Genomic DNA, 17,638 nt, shown 5'->3' with positions numbered 1-17,638 from the left:
AAGGTTGAGGATCCGGCGTGACGATAGTCGACGATCGTCTTCTTGAAAGCAAGATGACCAAGGTGGAGCAGGCGCGAGCCTGGAGCCCACGCGTCATCTCGAAATTCGAGACGCTGATCAAGAGCGCCGACGACCACTCACTCTATCGCGTTAATCCGCTGACCTTTGCTCGCGACCGCGCGATCGCCGAGCCTGAAGCAATCGACCTCTTCCTGCATGCCGCCCGTTGTGGCTTGTTCGACATGAGCTGGGATGTGCTGTGTCCCCAGTCCGGGATGGTGCTCGACAGTTTCGGCGCCCTGCGCACGCTGAAGACCCACTACGTCTGTGGCCTGTGCGACGTATCGGGCGACACCAACCTCGACGACTTCATCGAGGTCACCTTCTCGGTATCGCCGAAGTTGCGGCGCCTGCCTTACCACGATCCCGAGACACTCCCTGTCGAGGATTTTCACTGGAAGCTCCACTTCGGACATGACGGGCGGCTACCGGGGCAAGACGTTCGCTTTCTTGACGTTCTGCGCGGCTTCGTTCGGGGCATGACGTTTCTGCCGCCCGGCACCACCACAGTTCTCCGCGCCGACCTGGGACCGGGCGGCCTTTCGGGCGTCAACGTACAGACGCAGGCCGCATTCGCTGTGCCAATATCAGGCGATCCGGTGTTGGCGCCGACACTTCTGAAGATCGATTATGACGGCAAACGCTTCTTGCCGGCGTTGCCCGCTGTGCCACCTGGTCCGATTGTCATTGAGGTAGCGAATACGGGGACAGTGCGAGGTTCGTTGCTTGTCATCAACTGGCCGCCCGAGCTTGTCGCGCTGACCACCAAGCCGGCGCTCGATTTCGACCCTTATGTTTCCGGTGGAGCGCTGCTTGCGCGGCAAACCTTCCGCCAGCTCTTCCGGTCCGAACGTGTCGACGAGAAGGAGGGGCTCGGCATCCGGCAGATCACCTTCCTGTTCACGGACCTCAAGGGTTCGACCGCCATGTATGAGCGCCTGGGTGACCTCAACGCCTATGCCTTGGTCCGCGAGCATTTTGCTCTGGTCAACGCGGCGGTTCAGCAACACTCCGGAGCGGTGGTCAAGACGATTGGGGATGCGGTGATGGCTGTATTCTCGCAGCCTTCGGATGCGATTTCGGCTGCACTCCACATCTTTGAAGAAATCGATCGCTTCAACGGCGACCATGACGGGCCGGGGATCATCCTCAAGATCGGGGCCCACTGTGGACCGTCGATCGCCGTGACGCTCAACGACAACCTCGACTATTTCGGCCAGACCGTGAATGTCGCCGCGCGCGTGCAGTCCTTGGCGGAAGCCGGACAGATCTGCATTTCCGAGGCGCTCTATTGCGCGCCCGGGGTTCGCGAAATGCTTGCCGGCCATCGTGTCGTGGCTTTTGACGCGCCTCTTCGAGGTGTGGAGGGTGATGCAACCGTCTATCGCATCATGCGCGAATAGACACCATTGCGTGCCAACGCCATTTCGCACAGCCTAGGAGTTGGACCTCAGGTCGTCCGCCAAGGTCTTGAGCAATTCAAGGGGATAGACTGGTGCTGCGAGAGAGGATTGAACTCTCGACCTCTCCCTTACCAAGGGAGTGCTCTACCACTGAGCTACCGCAGCCGCTGATGGCGGGGCTTCTGCCATATCGAACCGGCAAGCGCAAGGCCAAGAACAACGCTTCTGTGAAAGCCTTTGCCGGATAGCTTTCAATGACATGGCGGTGCCACAATGTTGGCTATCCCTGAACGGCAGGTTTGGCCGGGTCGCCGGCCGGGACGGGACGATGAGCGACAAGACGATATCAGCGAAAAAGGGCGGCACGAACCGCAAGGACCGGCTCGCCGAGCAGTTGCGCGCCAATCTGCAGAAGCGCAAGGCGCAATCGCGCTCGCGCCGCACGGGTGAAGCCGACCAGAGGCCGGACGGGCTCGGTGCCGCCAAGGAAATACAGAAAGATTAACTCAAATCGGCCACTCTTGGCCCGGATGCGTGGAAATCCTATTTCTTGAACCACACCGGCCAATGGTCTAGACGGGCCGATACTCAAACGATTGAACCGGCCTTTTTGGCCGAGAGGGACATTCTCCAATGGATCGCATCAGAATTGTCGGCGGCAACAAACTTGCCGGAAGCATTCCGATCTCGGGCGCGAAAAACGCCGCTTTGCCGCTGATGATCGCCTCGCTCTTGACCGACGACACGCTGACGCTGGAAAACGTGCCGCATCTGGCCGATGTCGAGCAGTTGATACGGATCCTCGGCAATCACGGCGTCGATTACTCGGTCAATGGCCGCCGCGAGAAGCAGAATGAGGGCTATTCGCGCACCATCAACTTCTCCGCCCGCAACATCGTCGACACGACGGCGCCCTACGAACTGGTGTCGAAGATGCGGGCGTCATTCTGGGTGATCGGGCCGCTGCTGGCCCGCATGGGCGAGGCCAAGGTATCGCTGCCCGGCGGCTGCGCCATCGGCACGCGCCCGGTCGACCTGTTCCTCGAAGGCCTGCAGGCGCTTGGCGCCGATCTCGACGTCGACACCGGCTATGTCATCGCCAAGACCAAGAATGGCCGCCTGGTCGGCAATCGCTACGTCTTCCCCAAGGTCTCGGTAGGCGCCACCCATGTGCTGATGATGGCGGCTTCGCTGGCCAAGGGCGAGACAGTGCTGGAAAACGCCGCCTGCGAGCCTGAAATCGTCAACCTCGCCGAATGCCTCAACGCCATGGGCGCCAGGATTTCCGGCGCCGGCACGCCGACCATCACCATTGACGGTGTCGAATCGCTGTCGGGCGCGCGCGTGCGCGTCATTCCCGACCGCATCGAGACCGGCACCTATGCCATGGCCGTCGCCATGACAGGCGGCGACGTCGTGCTCGAAGGCGCGCGGCCGGAGCTGCTGCAGACCGCGCTGGACGTGATTTCGCAGACGGGCGCCGAGATCACCCAGACCAATTCCGGCATCCGCGTGAAGCGCAACGGCGCCGGCATTTCGCCGGTCGACGTGACGACCGCGCCCTTCCCGGCCTTCCCGACCGATCTGCAGGCGCAGTTCATGGGCCTGATGACGATGGCCAAGGGCAAGTCGCGTATCACCGAGACGATCTTCGAGAATCGCTTCATGCACGTCCAGGAACTGGCCCGACTCGGCGCCCACATCACGCTTTCTGGCCAGACGGCGATCGTCGACGGCGTGGCGAAGCTGAAAGGCGCGCCGGTCATGGCCACCGACCTTCGCGCGTCCGTCTCTCTGGTCATCGCCGGCCTCGCCGCCGAAGGCGAGACCACGGTCAACCGCGTCTACCATCTCGACCGCGGCTTCGAGCGGCTGGAGGAAAAACTGTCCAACTGCGGCGCGGTGATCGAGCGCATTTCCGCCTGACGATTGAAAGCCGCCAGCTTTCGCATAGAGACAGCCCCATAGGCCTTCATCCCCTGCCGGCACCGCAAACCCGAGGCAATTGCCTCGGGTGGAAGTCGTGTCGCGGTTGCACCGGCCGGAAAGACCGCCTAACAGAGGGCTCAAACCAACCTTAGGTACAAATTCCGCATGGCCCTCAAGCTTATCGCGCTCGACGACCAGGATCTGAGCATCGTCTCGGCCCATGTCCAGGACGCCGTGATGAAGGTGTCGGACCTCGAATTCCTGCCTGCGGCCAAGCGTTTCGTGCTGACCATGAACCGTTTCGTCTGGGAGGCGAAGTCGGGCCTGTTCCGCCAACACAATGAGCGGCGGCAGGCCGTGCTGCATTTCGACCGGGTGCTGGGCGCCAAGACCAACGGCATTGCCCGCGACAAGCCGGCGGAGGTGCTGTCCCTGCTGGCGATCAGCTTCATCGAGATCAGCAAGCCGGCCGGCATCGTCGAAATCATCTTTTCGGGCGGCGGCACCATCATGCTCGATGTCGAATGCATCGAGGCCCGCCTTGCCGATATAAGCGGCGCGTGGGAAGCCACGTCGCGCCCCATTCACAAGGCTTGAGCGCGCCATGGCCATCACGCTTCGCCAGTCCGACGCCGATTTCGAGCAGCGCTTCGCCGCTTTCCTGACAACCAAGCGGGAAGCGTCCGAGGATGTCGACGCAGCGGTTCGCCAGATCATCGCGCGCGTGCGCGCCGAGGGTGACGCGGCCCTGATCGACTACACGCAACGCTTCGATCGGGCCGATTTGACGAGCCTTGGCATTGCCGTGTCGAAGCAAGACATTGCAGCCGCTTACGAGACGGCTGATCCAAGGGCGATCGAAGCGCTCGAATTCGCACGCGATCGCATCCGCTCCCACCACGAGCGGCAGCGACCGAAAGACGATCGCTACACGGATGCCGCCGGCGTCGAGCTCGGCTGGCGCTGGACAGCGATCGAGGCCGTCGGGCTCTATGTACCGGGCGGCACGGCGAGCTATCCAAGCTCGGTGCTGATGAACGCCGTACCGGCCCGCGTGGCCGGCATCGAGCGCGTCGTCATGGTTGTGCCGGCCCCGGGTGGCATCATCAATCCGCTGGTGCTGGTGGCGGCCGACATATCAGGCGTGACCGAAATCTACCGCGTCGGAGGCGCGCAAGCGATCGCCGCCCTTGCCTATGGCACAGAGACCATAAGGCCGGTCGCCAAGATCGTCGGACCGGGCAATGCCTATGTCGCGGCGGCCAAACGCCAGGTGTTCGGAACGGTCGGCATCGACATGATCGCCGGTCCGTCGGAAGTGCTCGTGGTGGCCGACGGCAACAACAATCCCGACTGGATCGCCGCCGATCTGCTCGCCCAGGCCGAACACGACGTGTCGGCGCAATCGATCCTGATCACCGACGATCCGGCCCTCGGCAAGGCGGTCGAACAGGCGGTCGAACGCCAGTTGCAGACCCTGCCGCGCGGTGAAACCGCAGCGGCGAGCTGGCGCGATTTTGGCGCGGTGATCGAGGTCGCGACCATCGAGGCCGCGCTGCCGCTGGTCGACCGCATCGCCGCCGAACATGTCGAACTGGCCATCGACGATGCCGAAGGGTTCCTGTCGCGGATGCGCAATGCCGGCGCCGTCTTTCTCGGGCGCCACACGCCGGAAGCCATCGGCGACTATGTCGGCGGCTCCAACCACGTGCTGCCGACCGCGCGCTCGGCGCGCTTCTCGTCGGGCCTGTCGGTGCTCGATTTCGTCAAGCGGACCTCGATCCTGAAGCTCGGGCCGGAGCAATTGCGCGTGTTGGCGCCAGCGGCGATCGCGCTCGCCAAGGCGGAAGGGCTCGACGCGCATGGCCGGTCCGTCGCTATCCGGCTGAACATGTAGGCCGAGATGACGGGCTCCGATCAAACCCGCGCAAAACTGATCGATGTCGAACTCGATGAATCGATCGGCCGTTCGACACCCGATGTCGAGCATGAGCGGGCGGTGGCGATCTTCGACCTGATCGAAGAGAACAGCTTTCAGCCCGTAAACGACAGCGGGGCCGGCCCCTACCGGCTGAAACTGTCGCTGGCCGAGCAGCGCCTGGTCTTTGCCGTAGCACGCGAGGACGGCACCGCTGTGGTCACCCACATCCTGTCGCTGACGCCGCTCAGGCGCATCGTCAAGGATTACTACATGATCTGCGAAAGCTATTACGACGCCATCCGCTCCTCGACGCCCAGCCATATCGAGGCGATCGACATGGGCCGGCGCGGCTTGCACAATGAAGGTTCGCAGACGCTGATGGACCGGCTCTCCGGCAAGATCGACATCGACTTCGACACGGCGCGCCGGCTGTTCACGCTGGTCTGCGTGCTGCACTGGCGGGGCTAGCCCTGGTAACCGGCGCCCTACCCCGCTCGATCCTGTTCGTGTGCGGCATGAATGCCGTGCGCTCGCCAATGGCCGAGCAACTGGCGCGCCGGATGCTGCCCGCCACCATCTTCGTCGCCTCGGCCGGCGTACGCGCCGGCGAGCGCGACCCGTTCGTCGATGCCGTGCTGGCGGAGGAAGGCCTGTCGCTGGGCGAGCGTCATCCCAGGACGCTGGACGATCTCGAGGACGACTATTTCGACCTGATCGTGACACTGGCGCCGGAGGCGCACCATGCAGCGCTGGAACTCACCCGCTCGCTCGCCGTCGAGGTCGAATACTGGCCGACACAGGACCCGACCAATGCCGGCGGCACGCGCGAGCAGATCATGGCGGCCTACCGCGACGTGCGCGAGCGGCTGAAGTTGCGCATAAGCCGACGTTTCTTGGCTTCAGAAGCAAAAAACGCGACAGATTAAGCGTGTTCACAAGCGGACGATTATCATATAGGTTCCGCCGAAATTCCGGCTAGAGTCGGATGATTTCAGGTCTGTTCGACCTGAAATCATCCGACTCTAAACCAAGAAGTAGAGCATGATGTCGTCCGAAAACCGCTTCACACTTTTCGGCATCATGCTCTAAACGCTGGAACTGCAATCCAAGCAAAGGTATCGAATGCCGAAGGAAGAAGTCCTCGAGTTTCCGGGTGTCGTGACGGAATTGTTGCCCAACGCGATGTTCCGGGTGAAGCTCGAAAACGAACACGAGATCATCGCCCATACGGCCGGCCGCATGCGCAAGAACCGCATCCGCGTGCTGACCGGCGACAAGGTTCTGGTCGAGATGACGCCATACGACCTGACCAAGGGCCGCATCACCTACCGCTTCAAGTAAGATCGAGGCTTGGCCGGAACGCGATGAGCATTTTGCAGAAGCTGGTGCTTGCCTCGGGTTCGCCGCGCCGCATTGAACTGTTGCAGCAGGCCGGCATCGAGCCGGACCGTATCCTGCCAGCCGATATCGACGAAACGCCGCTGCGTGCCGAGCATCCGCGCTCGCTGGCCAAGCGGCTGTCGAAGGAAAAGGCCGAGAAGGCGTTCGCGTCGCTGAACACCGAGACGGATCATGCGCCGAGCTTCGTGCTGGCCGCCGACACCGTGGTTGCGGTCGGGCGGCGCATCCTGCCCAAGGCCGAGACGCTGGACGATGCCGCCAACTGCCTCGGCTTGTTGTCCGGCCGCTCGCACCGGGTCTATTCCGGCATCTGCCTGATCACACCGGGCGGCAAGCTGCGCCAGCGACTGGTCGAGACGCGGGTGCGTTTCAAGCGGCTGCCGCGCGAGGAGATCGAAGCCTATGTCGCCTCGGGCGAATGGCGCGGCAAGGCCGGCGGCTATGCCGTCCAGGGTCTCGCCGGCTCGTTCGTCGTCAAGCTCGTCGGCTCCTACACCAACATCGTTGGCCTGCCGCTCTATGAGACGGTGGCGTTGCTATCGGGCGAAGGCTTCAAGATCCATCAGAGCTGGCTGACCGCACGGCCATGAATTCCGACTCCAAAATCACGCCGCTGCGGCCGAAGCGCCCCTGCCCCGAATGCGGCAAGCCGTCGGCGCGCGACACCTTTCCGTTCTGCTCGGCCCGCTGCAAGGACATCGACCTCAATCGCTGGCTGAAGGGCGCCTATGTCATTAAGGCCCGCGACGACGAGGAAGAACCCGACACCGACGAGCCCAAGTAAGACCGGGATCGCCTGTCAGGCGGCCTCGGTCTTGCGGCTCACGCGCGCCCAAGCCGGCAGCCAGTCGCCGTGAGCAGCCAGGAGATCATCGACCAGTGACCAGATCTGGTCGAGGTCGAGTTCGGCCGCCGTGTGCGGATCCATCATCGCCGCATGGTAGATGTGCTCGCGGTTCTCGCTCATCAGCGCCCGCACCGTCAGTTCCTGGACGTTGATGTTGGTGCGGATCAGCGCCGTCAATTGCGGCGGCAGGTCGCCTATGTAGGTCGGCTGGATGCCGGAGGCATCGACCAGGCATGGCACTTCGGCGGCGCAGTCGCGGGGCAGCGAGGTGATGCAGCCATTGTTGCGGACATTGCCGTAGATCACCGACGGTTCGCCGGTCCAGACCGAGTTCATGATCGAGGAGGCATACTCCCTGGACTCCTCGACCTCGATGCGCTGGGCCGAGCGGTAGGCCTGCGCCTGGTCTTTCCAGCGCTCGATCTGCTCGATGCAGCGCTTGGGGTATTCGTCGAGCGGAATACCGTATTTCTCAATCAGATCGGGGCGACCCTCCTTGATGAAGTAGGGCGTGTATTCGGCGAAATGCTCCGAGCTTTCGGTGACGAAATAGCCGAGCCTGGTCAGCATCTCGTAGCGCACCTTGTTGGGGCAGCGCGGATTCCAGCCGGGTTTGGGCGCGCGGCCTTCGCGATAGGCGCGCACGAGATCCGGATAGAGGTCGTGGTAGGAGCCGTCGGGCTGGCGGTGCTCGAATTTCAGGTAGAAGGCCATGTGGTTGATGCCGGCCGAGCGGTAGCGGATGTCCTCGTAGGGAAGGCCGAGATCATGCGCCAGTTCCATCGCCGTGCCCTGCACCGAATGGCAGAGCCCGACCTGCTTGATGGTGGGGTATTTCTCCGAAATCGCCCAGGTGTTGATCGCCATCGGGTTGACATATTGCAGCATGATCGCTTCGGGGCAGACGGCGAGCATGTCCTCGCAGATCTTCCACAGATGCGGCACGGTCCTCAGGCCGCGCATGATGCCGCCGACGCCGAGCGTGTCGGCGATCGTCTGGCGCAGGCCGTATTTCTTCGGCACTTCGAAATCGGTGACCGTGCAGGGCTCGTAGCCGCCGATCTGGAAGGCGACGACGACGAAATCGGCCCCGGCAAGTGCCTTGCGCTGGTCGGAATAGGTCTCGGCCTTCGCCTTCACGCCGAGCGTCGCGATCAGCTTGTTGACGACGATAGCGCTCTCTTCCAGCCGCTGCGGGTTAATGTCCATCAGCGCGATCGTCGCGCCCGAGAGGGCTGGCCGCTGCAGCACGTCGCCGACAATGTTCTTCATGAACACGGTCGAGCCGGCGCCGATGAAAGTGATCCTGGGATGTCTTGCCATGCTAACCTCCGGCATATGTTCAAGCCACATCGAAAGCGGCTCGGACGAGCCGTTCGGTGTAGGCGGTCTTGGGATTGGTGAGGACCTCGTCGACAGGTCCCTGCTCGACGATCTTGCCGTGCTGCATGACGATGACGCGGTGGCACAGCGCGCGCACCACCTTGAGATCGTGCGAGATGAAGAGGTAGCTAAGGCCGCGCTCGTCCTGCAGCTTGCGCAAGAGGTCGATGATCTGCGCCTGGACGGAGAGGTCCAGCGCCGATGTCGGCTCGTCGAGCAGGATGAATTCGGGCTCAAGCGCGATGGCGCGGGCGATCGCGACGCGCTGGCGCTGGCCGCCGGAGAATTCGTGCGGGAACCGCGACAGGATATCGCCCGGCATGCCGGCGCTGACCAGCGCCTCGCGCACCCGGTCGACCCGCTCGGCTCGCGTCGCGCCGATGCTGTTGACGATGAGCCCTTCCTCGATGATCTGGCCGATCGTCATGCGCGGATTGAGCGAGGAGAACGGATCCTGGAAGACGATCTGCATGCGCGAGCGCAGCGGCCGCATCTCGTTGCGCGACAGGCCCTGGATCGGTTGGCCGTCGAAACGGATCTCGCCGCGCCTGGCGTCGATCAATCTCAGCAGCGCCTGGCCGAAGGTGGTCTTGCCGGAACCGGATTCGCCGACCAGCCCCAGCGTCTCGTGGCGGCAAAGCCTAAGGCCGAGATCGTCGACGGCGACCAGCTCGCGCCAGTCCGGCTTCAGGAAACCGCCGTGGCGCAGCATGAAGCAGACGCGCACGTCATTGGCCTCGAGGATGGCGCCGCTGCCCTCAGGAAGCGGTTGCGGACGCCCGCGCGGCTCCGAGGCGAGCAGCCGCTGCGTGTAGGGGTGCTGTGGGTCCGCAAACAGCCGTTCGGTGACGTTGTGCTCGCACATCGCGCCATGCTGCATGACATAGACATAGTCGGAGAATTTGCGCACCACGGTGAGATCGTGGGTGATCAGGATCACCGCCATCCGCAGCTCTTTCTGCAGATTGCGGATCAAGTTCAGGATCTGCGCCTGGACGGTGACGTCGAGCGCGGTGGTCGGCTCATCGGCGATCAATACGTCGGGATCGTTGGCCAGCGCCATGGCGATCATCACGCGCTGCCGCTGACCGCCCGAAAGCTGGTGCGGATACTGTTTGAGCCGCGCCTCCGGCTCGGGGATCTGGACATGCCGCAGCAGTTCGAGCGCCCGTGCCCAGGCCTCCCGGCGGCTCACCTTGCGGTGCACCCGGATCGCCTCGACGATCTGGCTGCCCACCGTATAGATCGGGTTGAGCGAGCTCATCGGCTCCTGGAAGATCATCGAGATGCGGTTGCCGCGCAGCTTGCGCCGCTCGCTCTCGGGGAATTTCAGGATGTTCTGGCCGTCATAACAAATGCTCGACCGGGGCGACACGGTGGCCCGCCGCGACAGCAGCCCCATGACGGCGCGCGCCGTCACCGACTTGCCGGAACCGGATTCGCCGACGATGGCAATCGTCTCGCCGCGATAGAGCTGGAACGAGATGTCCTTGACCGCTTCGACAACACCGTGCTCGACCTTGAAGGCGACCTCGATGTTGCGGGCATCGATGATGGGCTGGTCCTGGCGACCGTCATGGTCATGACGAACGGTCGGGGCGAAGGAATCGGCGAGTACGACGGTCATCCCAGCCACCTCAATACGGATCAACGGCGTCACGCAGGCCGTCGCCCAGCGCGTTGAAGGCAAAAACGGTGGCAAGCACGAAACCGACCGGCGACAGGATCCAGGGATAGGTGCCGATGACGGAATAGGTCGCGGTGTCTTGCAGCATCAGGCCCCACGAGATCAGCGGCGGCTTGACCGCGAAGCCGAGGAACCCGAGGAAGGATTCGAGCAGCACCACCGTCGGGATCGCCAAGGTGACGGCGACGATCACGTGGCTCATCACATTGGGCAAGATGTGCTGCAGGACGATGCGCCGGTCAGTGGCGCCGACCGCCATGGCGGCGCGCACATATTCGATGCGCGCCAGCGCCAGCGTCTTGCCGCGCACCTCTCGCGACATCTGCGCCCAGCCCAGCGCCGACATGACGATGATGACGAAGGCGAGGAAGACGTTGGTCGGCGCGGTGACGGGGATCAGCGTCGTCAGCGCCAGATAGAGCGGCAGTTGCGGGAAGGCCAGCACCAGTTCGACGAAGCGCTGCATCCAGACGTCGAACCGGCCACCGAAATAGCCGGAAACCATGCCGACGGTGGTGCCGATGACGGTGATGATGAAGACGACGGTCAGCGCGATCATCAGCGAGACCCGCGAGCCGTGGATGGCGCGCGACAGCACATCGCGGCCGAACTTGTCGGTGCCGAGGAAATGTACAGGCTGGCCGTCCGTCGAAGCAAAGAAATGCCGGTCCGCCGGGATCAGCCCGAAGAGCTTGTAGGGCGCGCCCTCGACGAAGAAGCCAAGCAGCCTCGGATGGTCGTAGTCGGGGCCGACGACGGGCTGGAAGGTGACCGGATCGAGGTCGGCCGAATCGGCCAGCGCATAGACCCGTGGCCGCGCGACGAAATTGCCGTCCTTGTCGTGGAAGGAAGGCAGTTGCGGCGGGGCGAAGCCGACATCGGTCGCCTTCGGATCCATCGGCGCCAGGAATTCGGCGAACACAGCCATCACCAGCAGCAGCACGACGAGCCAAAGCCCTGCCATGCCGGTCCAGGAGCGCTTCAGCCGGCGCCAGACGAGCGCGACATAGCTCTCATTGCCGCGCGCCGGTTTGGCGACGATGGGTCCTTCGGCCGGCAGCGGCGGGGGTGATGGATCGCGGGCAAGCATCTAGCTCTCTCCGTATTGGCGGATGCGCGGGTCGAGCAGGACGAGCAGCATGTCGGCGATGATGTTGCCGACGATCAGCGTCGCCGACAGCACCATCATGAAGGTAGCGGTGACATAGACGTCGCCGACCGCCATCGAACCGACGATCGCCGGGCCGACGGTCGGCAACGCGAAGATGATCGCCGTCTCGATCTCGCCGGTGAGCATGTAGGGCAACACCACGCCCTGATACATGACGAGGGGATGCAGTGCATTGGGCACGGCATGGCGCATGACGACAGCGCTGCCGGTCAGACCCTTGGCTCTCGCCGTCTCGACATATTGCGCGTTGAGCGTATCCAGCAGATTGCCGCGCATGACGCGCATATTGTAGGCGAGGCCGCCGAAAGTGGCGATCGCCACGACCGGCCAGACATGCTTGACCAGGTCGACGAACTTCGCCCACGACCACGGCGCGCCGCCAAATTGCGGCGAGAAGAATGAGCCGATCTCCGACACGTTGAACTGGAAGACCAAGAGATAGACGATGATCAGCGCCATCAGGAAGCGCGGCACGGTCATGCCGAGGAAGGAGATGGCCGAGAGCGTCGAGTCGATCCAGGTGTATTGCCTTGTCGCCGCCCATATGCCGAAGGTGATGCCCAGCACCGAGGCCAGCAGATGACAGACCAGCGCCAGGAGCAGCGTGCGCGGCAGGCGCTCGCCGACGACATCGGCCACCGGCTTGTTGTAGTAGAGGCTGTAACCGAAATCGCCGCGGGTGATGATGCCGCCGATCCAGTTGAGATACTGGACGGGCAGCGGCTTATCGAGGCCGTGTTCGACGCGGTAGGCCTGCGCCTGTGCATCGGCCTCGGCGAAGGACGCGCCACCCTGGTTGATCAGCTGCGAACGGATGTAGTCGGCATAGTCGCCGGGCGGCGCCTGGATGATGGCGAAGGTGACGAGGCTCAGGATTGCGAGGACCGGAATTGCCGACGCTATGCGCATAGCCAAGAATCGCAGCATGGACGGTCGGCTTCCTCATTTCGCCGGACGCTCCCATTGAGGGTCGTTCGGAGGGTTGGTCTGTCCCGGCCGCGCCAGCGGCGCGACCGGGTCTCTCTTGGTCAGGGGAGGTAAACTTACATCGGGCCCTTGTCCCCGGGCTTGCCGGGAAGCTCCTGCGGGAACAATTCGTATTTCGCCTGCTTGCCGGCCGCGACGAAGACGCGTTCGCGGACAATCGAATCCTCGGCCCAGTTGAACATGAAGATCGGCGTGCCCTGCGGAATGTTCGAGAAGCGCTTGTTGACGATCAGCGCGCCGGGATATTCCGTCAGGCCGACATTGTAGACGTGTTCGGTCGAGATCTTCTGGAACTCTTTCATCAGACTGGCGCGTTTGTCGTTGTCCTCTGACGCGACGAACTTGTTGACGATGTCGACGAGGTCTTTTTCGAAAGGCATCAGGTCGACCTCGCCGCTTTCCGGCGCACGGTGATTCCAGCTGGTTTTCGGGCCGACGGGCGCAAGCTGTTCGGTGTTCTGCACGACCGAGGTCAGTTCCTGGTCGTTGCGCCGGATCAGCCAGTCGAAACGGCCGGAATATTGCGAGGCGTCGCGCTGGGTTCCGTTGAGGCCGTTCAGCACGACCCTCAAGCCCAGCTTTTCCATTTGCGCGACGACACCTTCGGCAAGGCTTTTGTCGGTGCCGTAGTCGTTGTTGACCAGCATCACGATCTCGACGTTCTTGCCGCCGGCGGTGCCGGCCGGGAAGTTCACGAAACCGTCGCCGTCGGTGTCCTTGAGGCCGGCCTTGGCAAGTTCGGCCTTGGCGCCCGCGAGGTCGAACGGATAGTAGACGGTCGACTTGCGGTCATAGAAGCTGGTGCCCGAGGAGAAGCCGCCGGGATAGATGGCGGTGAACGGCCCCTTGACCAAGGAGGCGCCCAGCGCCTTGCGGTCGAGCGCCATGGTGACGGCCTTGCGGAAGTCCTCATTGCGGTTCAGCTCACGAACTGCCTGGCTTCGCTCGTCCGGGTTGCCCCAGCCATTGGCGGAATAGTTCATGCGCAGATTGTAGCCGATGAGGCGTGGACCGAAGGCGAGCCGTGCCGGCGCGTTCGCTTCAGCGGCGCGCTTCAGCGAGGCGACAAAGTTTTCCGGCTGCTCGAGGTTGGAGAAGTCGCCCGAGCCGGCGACCGCCTGGACGTCGCGGTCGGCCCAGGTCGACAGCTTGTATTGCAGTTCGTTGAGATAAGGCAGCTGGTTGCCCTTCTCGTCGACCTTCCAATAGTAGGGGTTGCGGCGCATGACGATGATGTCGTCCGGCCGGTATTCGACCGGAACCCAGGCGCCCATCACCGGCATGTTCATATATTCCGGCGGGAAGGCGTTCTTGAACTGGTCGTAGGTGTTCTTCGAATATTTCGGATGCTGCGGCTTCAGTATGTGCGCGGGGCCTGGGCAGAAGGTGCCGTAGGCCATGGCGTAGAGGTATTGTTTCGGGAAGGCTTCCTTGAACGTCCACTCGACAGTGTAGTCGTCGATCTTCTTCAGCGTCGTGCCGACGCCGAAGGTTTCCGGCGTCGCGCCATTGAGCGGCGAGACGTTCGGGTCGACCACCTCGTCATCCCAATAGAACATGACGTCGTCAGCGTTGAAGGCCACGCCATCGGACCATTTGGCCCCCTCGATCAGATGCATGGTCAGCTTGTGGCCGTCCTTCGACCACTCCCAGCTTTTGGCGAGGTTCGGCAGCGGCTCGGTGTCCTTGGCTTCGACCTGGAACAGCGGCGCCGTGCGCGTCAGGCATTCGGAGAGGCCGATATCGATGCCGCCCCAGCCTTGCGTCTGGCCGGCGCCATAGTTCCAGCCTTCCGGCCGGCCGCCGATGACATGGCGCATGGTGTCGCCATAGACGCCGACGCCGTCAGGCATGTTGGCCGTCTTGAAGACCAGCGGCTCCTTCGGCAGCCTGTCCTTCACCGGCGGCAGCTTGCCGGTCTTCACGTATTTTTCGGTCACCCAATCCGGCTCGTGATATTCCGGCAGGGCCTTGAACTCCAGGATGGAGTCGCGCGCGACGTATTTGATCTTGCCCTCGGCCGGAAAGGTCGCCGGCACCGGCGGGACTGTCGGCTCTGAAGCGAAAGCGTTGAGTGCCGGAACCGAGACGCTCAGCGCCAGTCCGGCGGCAATGCCAATGCTGCGTAGGTTTCTCATAATCTCCTCCCTCATGTTCAGACGTTTTCTGCTGCTCGTCTTCTGCCCGAAACTGGCTGCGGTGGACCTGCCTCCCGTGTGTCCGCCGCGCCCGGATTTTTCAGCCGGCCTGTTTGAGCGCGGCTTTTTCGGCACGCAATTCCTCGATCGAGCGCACGTTTCGCCGCGCAGCACCGGCCCATTCACGGGTCTTGACCGCAGATTTCGACAGCCGCTCCTTGGCGGCCGGAACCGCATGCGCATATTGCGGCAGCCATTGAGCCTGGGCGACGACCATCTCGTCCACCATCTGCCAGACTTCCTCCGGCGTCGACACCGCACCGACCAGAGGGTCGTGCAGCACGGCGAGCTTCAGGAGATCGATGTCGCCTGATATCGCGGCATGGACCGACATGCGCTGGACGTTGATCGAGGACATGCAGGTGGCCGCACAGGCTTCCGGCAGCGTGATGCCGGCGGCCATGTTGATGCCGAAACGGTCGACGAAGCCGGGCGACTCGATGATGGCGTCCTGCGGCAAATTGGTGATCACCCCATTGTTCCTGACGTTGAAGTGGCCGCGATAGACGCGGTTGGTCTCCAGCGCCTCCAATATGTGGCTGGCATGCTCGTTGGAGCGCTTTTCCGGATCGATCGGCTTCGACGCCGCTTCGAGGAATTGCGGATACTCCGTCTCGAACCAGTTGCGGGTTTCGGTGGAGTAACGGAGATAGCCGCCGGTCTCGCCATGGATCCAGTCCGACATGTCGATCCAGCGCGTGATCTCGTCGGGGCGCTTACGGTACCATGGCAGGTATTCGGAGAGATGGCCGTTGCTCTCGGTCGAATAGACGCCGAAGCGCTTCAAGACATCGATGCGCAGCTTTTCCTGCTGCGAATAGACCGGATGCGCCTCGAAGGCGGCGATCAGCTCATCCTTGCCGATCCTGCGGCCATTCAGCCGCAAATCGATGAACCAGGTCTGGTGATTGATGCCGGAACAGACATAGTCGAGCTCGTGCCTGGACTTCGCACCCAGCACCTCGGCGATCTGCTCGGCGCCATGCTGGACGCCGTGGCAGAGGCCGACCGTGTCTACCTTGCCGTATTCGATCGCCGCCCAGGTGTTCATGGCCATCGGGTTGGCGTAGTTGAGGAATTTGGCGCCCGTCGCGGCGACCTCACGTATGTCCTTGCAGAAGTCGAGGATCACCGGGATGTTGCGCTGACCATAGAGGATGCCACCGGCGCAGATTGTGTCGCCGACGCACTGGTCGATGCCATATTTCAACGGAATGCGGATGTCGTCGGCATAGGCCCCCAGACCGCCGACCCGCACACAGCTGATGATATAGCGCGCGCCTTCGAGCGCCCTGCGGCGATCGGTTGTCGCCGTCACCCTCGTTGGCAATCCGTTCGCCTCGACGACCTTGTCGAGGATCGCCTTGATCATCCCGAGATTGTGTTCGCTGAGGTCGGTCAGCGCGAATTCGACATCCCTGAATTCGGGCACGCACAGGATGTCCGTGAACAGTTTCTTGGTGAATCCGACACTGCCGGCACCGATGATAGCGATTTTGAAACTCATCTGCCGCACCTCATCCTATTCCAGTGACAGGCCGGGAGTGACAGGGGGCGGGTCGCAGCCACATGCCATGGCATGTGTGCGGGACAAGCCGGATTCCGGCCTGTCGACCTCCCTGTCCGCTCCTCGCCTGCGGATCTCTCTCGCTTTTCGAGGGGGATTATGCCCTTATTCACGAGCGCGACCAGAGAAGGATTATGCTTTCAAGGGTAATTTTGTGCTACGAGATTTGATCGCCAACGGACAGTCGATGCGCACGATCTCGCTGCCGCGCGGCCGGCAGCGCCTGCATGCCATGCCGACAAGCACCGGCTATGAGGTGCGCGAGGACGAGATCTATGACTGGGACGGACGCAAACGCGGCCAGACGCCGTTCACCGTGCTCCAGCACACGATCAGCGGCACCGGCCGGCTGCGCTACGAGAACCGCAACTACCGCCTGCAGGAGAACGACACGCTGCTGGTGCTGGTGCCGCACAACCACCGCTATTGGCTGGCGAGCGACGAGCGCTGGGAATATTTCTGGATCTCGATGAACGGCGAGGAGGCGCTGCGCATCCACAAGTCGATCCTCAGCATCTCCGGTCCGGTGTTCCGGCTTAAGCCGGCTACGATCGACCACCTTGCCGATTGCAGCCTGCGCCTCATCAAGGGGGCGGCCTCAGCGGGTGCCGCGTCCGCTATCGCTTACGAGGCGGCGATGGCGCTCTATGACGATGTCTTCGGCTCACATGCCTTTGCCGAAAAACAGAGCGCCATGCAACCGGTCATCGACCATATCAACGCCAATCTCGACAAGCCGCTGCCGGTGGCGGAGCTCGTCCAGATCAGCGGCCTCAGCCGGGCTCATTTCTCGCGCTGCTTCGCCGAGAGCGAAGGCCTGCCGCCCGCTGAATTCGTGCTGCAGCAGCGCCTGCAGCGGGCGGCGAAGCTGTTGACCAAGGCGGACTTCCTGCCGGTGAAGGAAGTCGCCATCCTGTGCGGCTTCGAGGATGCGAACTATTTTTCGAAGGTCTTCCGCCGCCTCTACGGCACCACGCCCAGCCAGTTCCGCACCACGGGCATGTATGCCAGTCTGCGAACGCCGGCCAGGCGCGGCGTCAGGGTGTCGGACGACGAGACCTGATGCCGCTTTGAGGCCTGTTCC

At 63.0% G+C, this 17,638-nt stretch carries 17 protein-coding genes and 1 tRNA gene; 11 read left to right on the top strand and 7 right to left on the bottom strand.

From position 1 onward, the window contains the following. The first annotated feature begins 17 nt into the window (after positions 1-17). Positions 18-1,463: an adenylate/guanylate cyclase domain-containing protein gene (locus CK227_RS30125; protein WP_095775286.1), complete on the top strand. Its 1,446-nt coding sequence runs from the start codon at positions 18-20 to the stop codon at positions 1,461-1,463. A 90-nt stretch (positions 1,464-1,553) separates the two neighbouring features. On the opposite strand, the gene CK227_RS30120 is transcribed toward CK227_RS30125, so the two are convergent. Continuing rightward, positions 1,554-1,628 (bottom strand) — tRNA-Thr (locus CK227_RS30120). 163 nt (positions 1,629-1,791) lie between these two features. Between CK227_RS30120 and CK227_RS30115 the strand changes: the two genes are divergently transcribed. From CK227_RS30115 to yacG, 9 genes are all read left to right on the top strand, one after another. Next, positions 1,792-1,968, top strand: coding sequence for a hypothetical protein (locus tag CK227_RS30115; protein WP_095775285.1), 177 nt, complete (start codon positions 1,792-1,794; stop codon positions 1,966-1,968). Between the two features lie 128 nt (positions 1,969-2,096). Beyond that, complete coding sequence (murA, locus tag CK227_RS30110; RefSeq protein WP_010914066.1) at positions 2,097-3,389, top strand: UDP-N-acetylglucosamine 1-carboxyvinyltransferase; 1,293 nt, start codon at positions 2,097-2,099, stop codon at positions 3,387-3,389. Between the two features lie 168 nt (positions 3,390-3,557). Continuing rightward, positions 3,558-3,989, top strand: a complete 432-nt coding sequence (locus tag CK227_RS30105) for a DUF2948 family protein (protein ID WP_095775284.1) — start codon at positions 3,558-3,560, stop codon at positions 3,987-3,989. A gap of 7 nt (positions 3,990-3,996) precedes the next feature. Then, a complete protein-coding gene (gene hisD / locus CK227_RS30100; protein WP_095775283.1) occupies positions 3,997-5,289 on the top strand; it encodes a histidinol dehydrogenase in 1,293 nt (430 codons plus the stop codon). A gap of 6 nt (positions 5,290-5,295) precedes the next feature. Further along, complete coding sequence (locus CK227_RS30095) at positions 5,296-5,781, top strand: UPF0262 family protein (RefSeq protein ID WP_023776484.1); 486 nt, start codon at positions 5,296-5,298, stop codon at positions 5,779-5,781. Then, positions 5,769-6,239 (top strand): low molecular weight phosphatase family protein, encoded by a 471-nt coding sequence (locus CK227_RS30090; RefSeq protein ID WP_095775282.1) that lies wholly within the window; start codon positions 5,769-5,771, stop codon positions 6,237-6,239. The genes CK227_RS30095 and CK227_RS30090 overlap by 13 nt, the downstream gene beginning before the upstream one ends. A gap of 196 nt (positions 6,240-6,435) precedes the next feature. Continuing rightward, positions 6,436-6,654 (top strand): translation initiation factor IF-1, encoded by a 219-nt coding sequence (infA, locus tag CK227_RS30085; protein WP_006200926.1) that lies wholly within the window; start codon positions 6,436-6,438, stop codon positions 6,652-6,654. Between the two features lie 23 nt (positions 6,655-6,677). Then, positions 6,678-7,304: a Maf-like protein gene (locus CK227_RS30080; RefSeq protein WP_095775281.1), complete on the top strand. Its 627-nt coding sequence runs from the start codon at positions 6,678-6,680 to the stop codon at positions 7,302-7,304. Beyond that, entirely contained in the window at positions 7,301-7,498 is a 198-nt protein-coding gene (yacG, locus tag CK227_RS30075; protein ID WP_095775280.1) for a DNA gyrase inhibitor YacG, read from the top strand. The genes CK227_RS30080 and yacG overlap by 4 nt, the downstream gene beginning before the upstream one ends. A 15-nt stretch (positions 7,499-7,513) precedes the next feature. Here yacG and CK227_RS30070 read toward each other — a convergent pair whose 3' ends face one another. The 6 genes from CK227_RS30070 to CK227_RS30045 all read right to left on the bottom strand — a co-directional run bounded on the left by CK227_RS30070 (position 7,514) and on the right by CK227_RS30045 (position 16,494). Next, complete coding sequence (locus CK227_RS30070) at positions 7,514-8,884, bottom strand: alpha-glucosidase/alpha-galactosidase (RefSeq protein ID WP_095775279.1); 1,371 nt, start codon at positions 8,882-8,884, stop codon at positions 7,514-7,516. Positions 8,885-8,903: 19 nt separating this feature from the next. Then, positions 8,904-10,571 carry an ABC transporter ATP-binding protein gene (locus CK227_RS30065; RefSeq protein WP_095775278.1) on the bottom strand — a complete coding sequence of 556 codons (1,668 nt, stop codon included), beginning with the start codon at positions 10,569-10,571 and terminating at the stop codon, positions 8,904-8,906. 10 nt (positions 10,572-10,581) lie between these two features. Continuing rightward, positions 10,582-11,721 carry an ABC transporter permease gene (locus CK227_RS30060; protein ID WP_095775277.1) on the bottom strand — a complete coding sequence of 380 codons (1,140 nt, stop codon included), beginning with the start codon at positions 11,719-11,721 and terminating at the stop codon, positions 10,582-10,584. Continuing rightward, on the bottom strand, positions 11,722-12,729 hold the full coding sequence (locus CK227_RS30055; protein WP_095775276.1) for an ABC transporter permease: 1,008 nt from the start codon (positions 12,727-12,729) through the stop codon (positions 11,722-11,724). 116 nt (positions 12,730-12,845) lie between these two features. After that, a complete protein-coding gene (locus CK227_RS30050) occupies positions 12,846-14,927 on the bottom strand; it encodes an ABC transporter substrate-binding protein (RefSeq protein ID WP_095775323.1) in 2,082 nt (693 codons plus the stop codon). Between the two features lie 100 nt (positions 14,928-15,027). Continuing rightward, positions 15,028-16,494, bottom strand: a complete 1,467-nt coding sequence (locus CK227_RS30045; RefSeq protein WP_095775275.1) for an alpha-glucosidase/alpha-galactosidase — start codon at positions 16,492-16,494, stop codon at positions 15,028-15,030. Positions 16,495-16,561: 67 nt separating this feature from the next. On the opposite strand from CK227_RS30045, the gene CK227_RS30040 reads away from it, so the two are divergent. Then, a complete protein-coding gene (locus CK227_RS30040) occupies positions 16,562-17,617 on the top strand; it encodes an AraC family transcriptional regulator (RefSeq protein ID WP_179296543.1) in 1,056 nt (351 codons plus the stop codon). Positions 17,618-17,638: the final 21 nt, after the last annotated feature.

It is taken from the genome of Mesorhizobium sp. WSM4308 (genome assembly GCF_002294905.1).
Taxonomy (GTDB): domain Bacteria; phylum Pseudomonadota; class Alphaproteobacteria; order Rhizobiales; family Rhizobiaceae; genus Mesorhizobium.
Note: the sequence above shows the minus strand (reverse complement) of the source record. Positions and strands in the feature narration are given on the sequence as shown.

Excerpts from the sequence above, each read along its gene's own strand:
- CK227_RS30115 (WP_095775285.1), top strand. The coding sequence starts at position 1,792 with ATGAGCGACAAGACGATATCAGCGAAAAAGGGCGGCACGAACCGCAAG.
- murA (WP_010914066.1), top strand. The coding sequence starts at position 2,097 with ATGGATCGCATCAGAATTGTCGGCGGCAACAAACTTGCCGGAAGCATT.
- CK227_RS30105 (WP_095775284.1), top strand. The coding sequence starts at position 3,558 with ATGGCCCTCAAGCTTATCGCGCTCGACGACCAGGATCTGAGCATCGTC.
- hisD (WP_095775283.1), top strand. The coding sequence starts at position 3,997 with ATGGCCATCACGCTTCGCCAGTCCGACGCCGATTTCGAGCAGCGCTTC.
- CK227_RS30095 (WP_023776484.1), top strand. The coding sequence starts at position 5,296 with ATGACGGGCTCCGATCAAACCCGCGCAAAACTGATCGATGTCGAACTC.
- infA (WP_006200926.1), top strand. The coding sequence starts at position 6,436 with ATGCCGAAGGAAGAAGTCCTCGAGTTTCCGGGTGTCGTGACGGAATTG.
- CK227_RS30080 (WP_095775281.1), top strand. The coding sequence starts at position 6,678 with ATGAGCATTTTGCAGAAGCTGGTGCTTGCCTCGGGTTCGCCGCGCCGC.
- yacG (WP_095775280.1), top strand. The coding sequence starts at position 7,301 with ATGAATTCCGACTCCAAAATCACGCCGCTGCGGCCGAAGCGCCCCTGC.
- CK227_RS30070 (WP_095775279.1), bottom strand. The coding sequence starts at position 8,884 with ATGGCAAGACATCCCAGGATCACTTTCATCGGCGCCGGCTCGACCGTG.
- CK227_RS30065 (WP_095775278.1), bottom strand. The coding sequence starts at position 10,571 with ATGACCGTCGTACTCGCCGATTCCTTCGCCCCGACCGTTCGTCATGAC.
- CK227_RS30060 (WP_095775277.1), bottom strand. The coding sequence starts at position 11,721 with ATGCTTGCCCGCGATCCATCACCCCCGCCGCTGCCGGCCGAAGGACCC.
- CK227_RS30055 (WP_095775276.1), bottom strand. The coding sequence starts at position 12,729 with ATGCTGCGATTCTTGGCTATGCGCATAGCGTCGGCAATTCCGGTCCTC.
- CK227_RS30050 (WP_095775323.1), bottom strand. The coding sequence starts at position 14,927 with ATGAGAAACCTACGCAGCATTGGCATTGCCGCCGGACTGGCGCTGAGC.
- CK227_RS30045 (WP_095775275.1), bottom strand. The coding sequence starts at position 16,494 with ATGAGTTTCAAAATCGCTATCATCGGTGCCGGCAGTGTCGGATTCACC.
- CK227_RS30040 (WP_179296543.1), top strand. The coding sequence starts at position 16,562 with ATGGCATGTGTGCGGGACAAGCCGGATTCCGGCCTGTCGACCTCCCTG.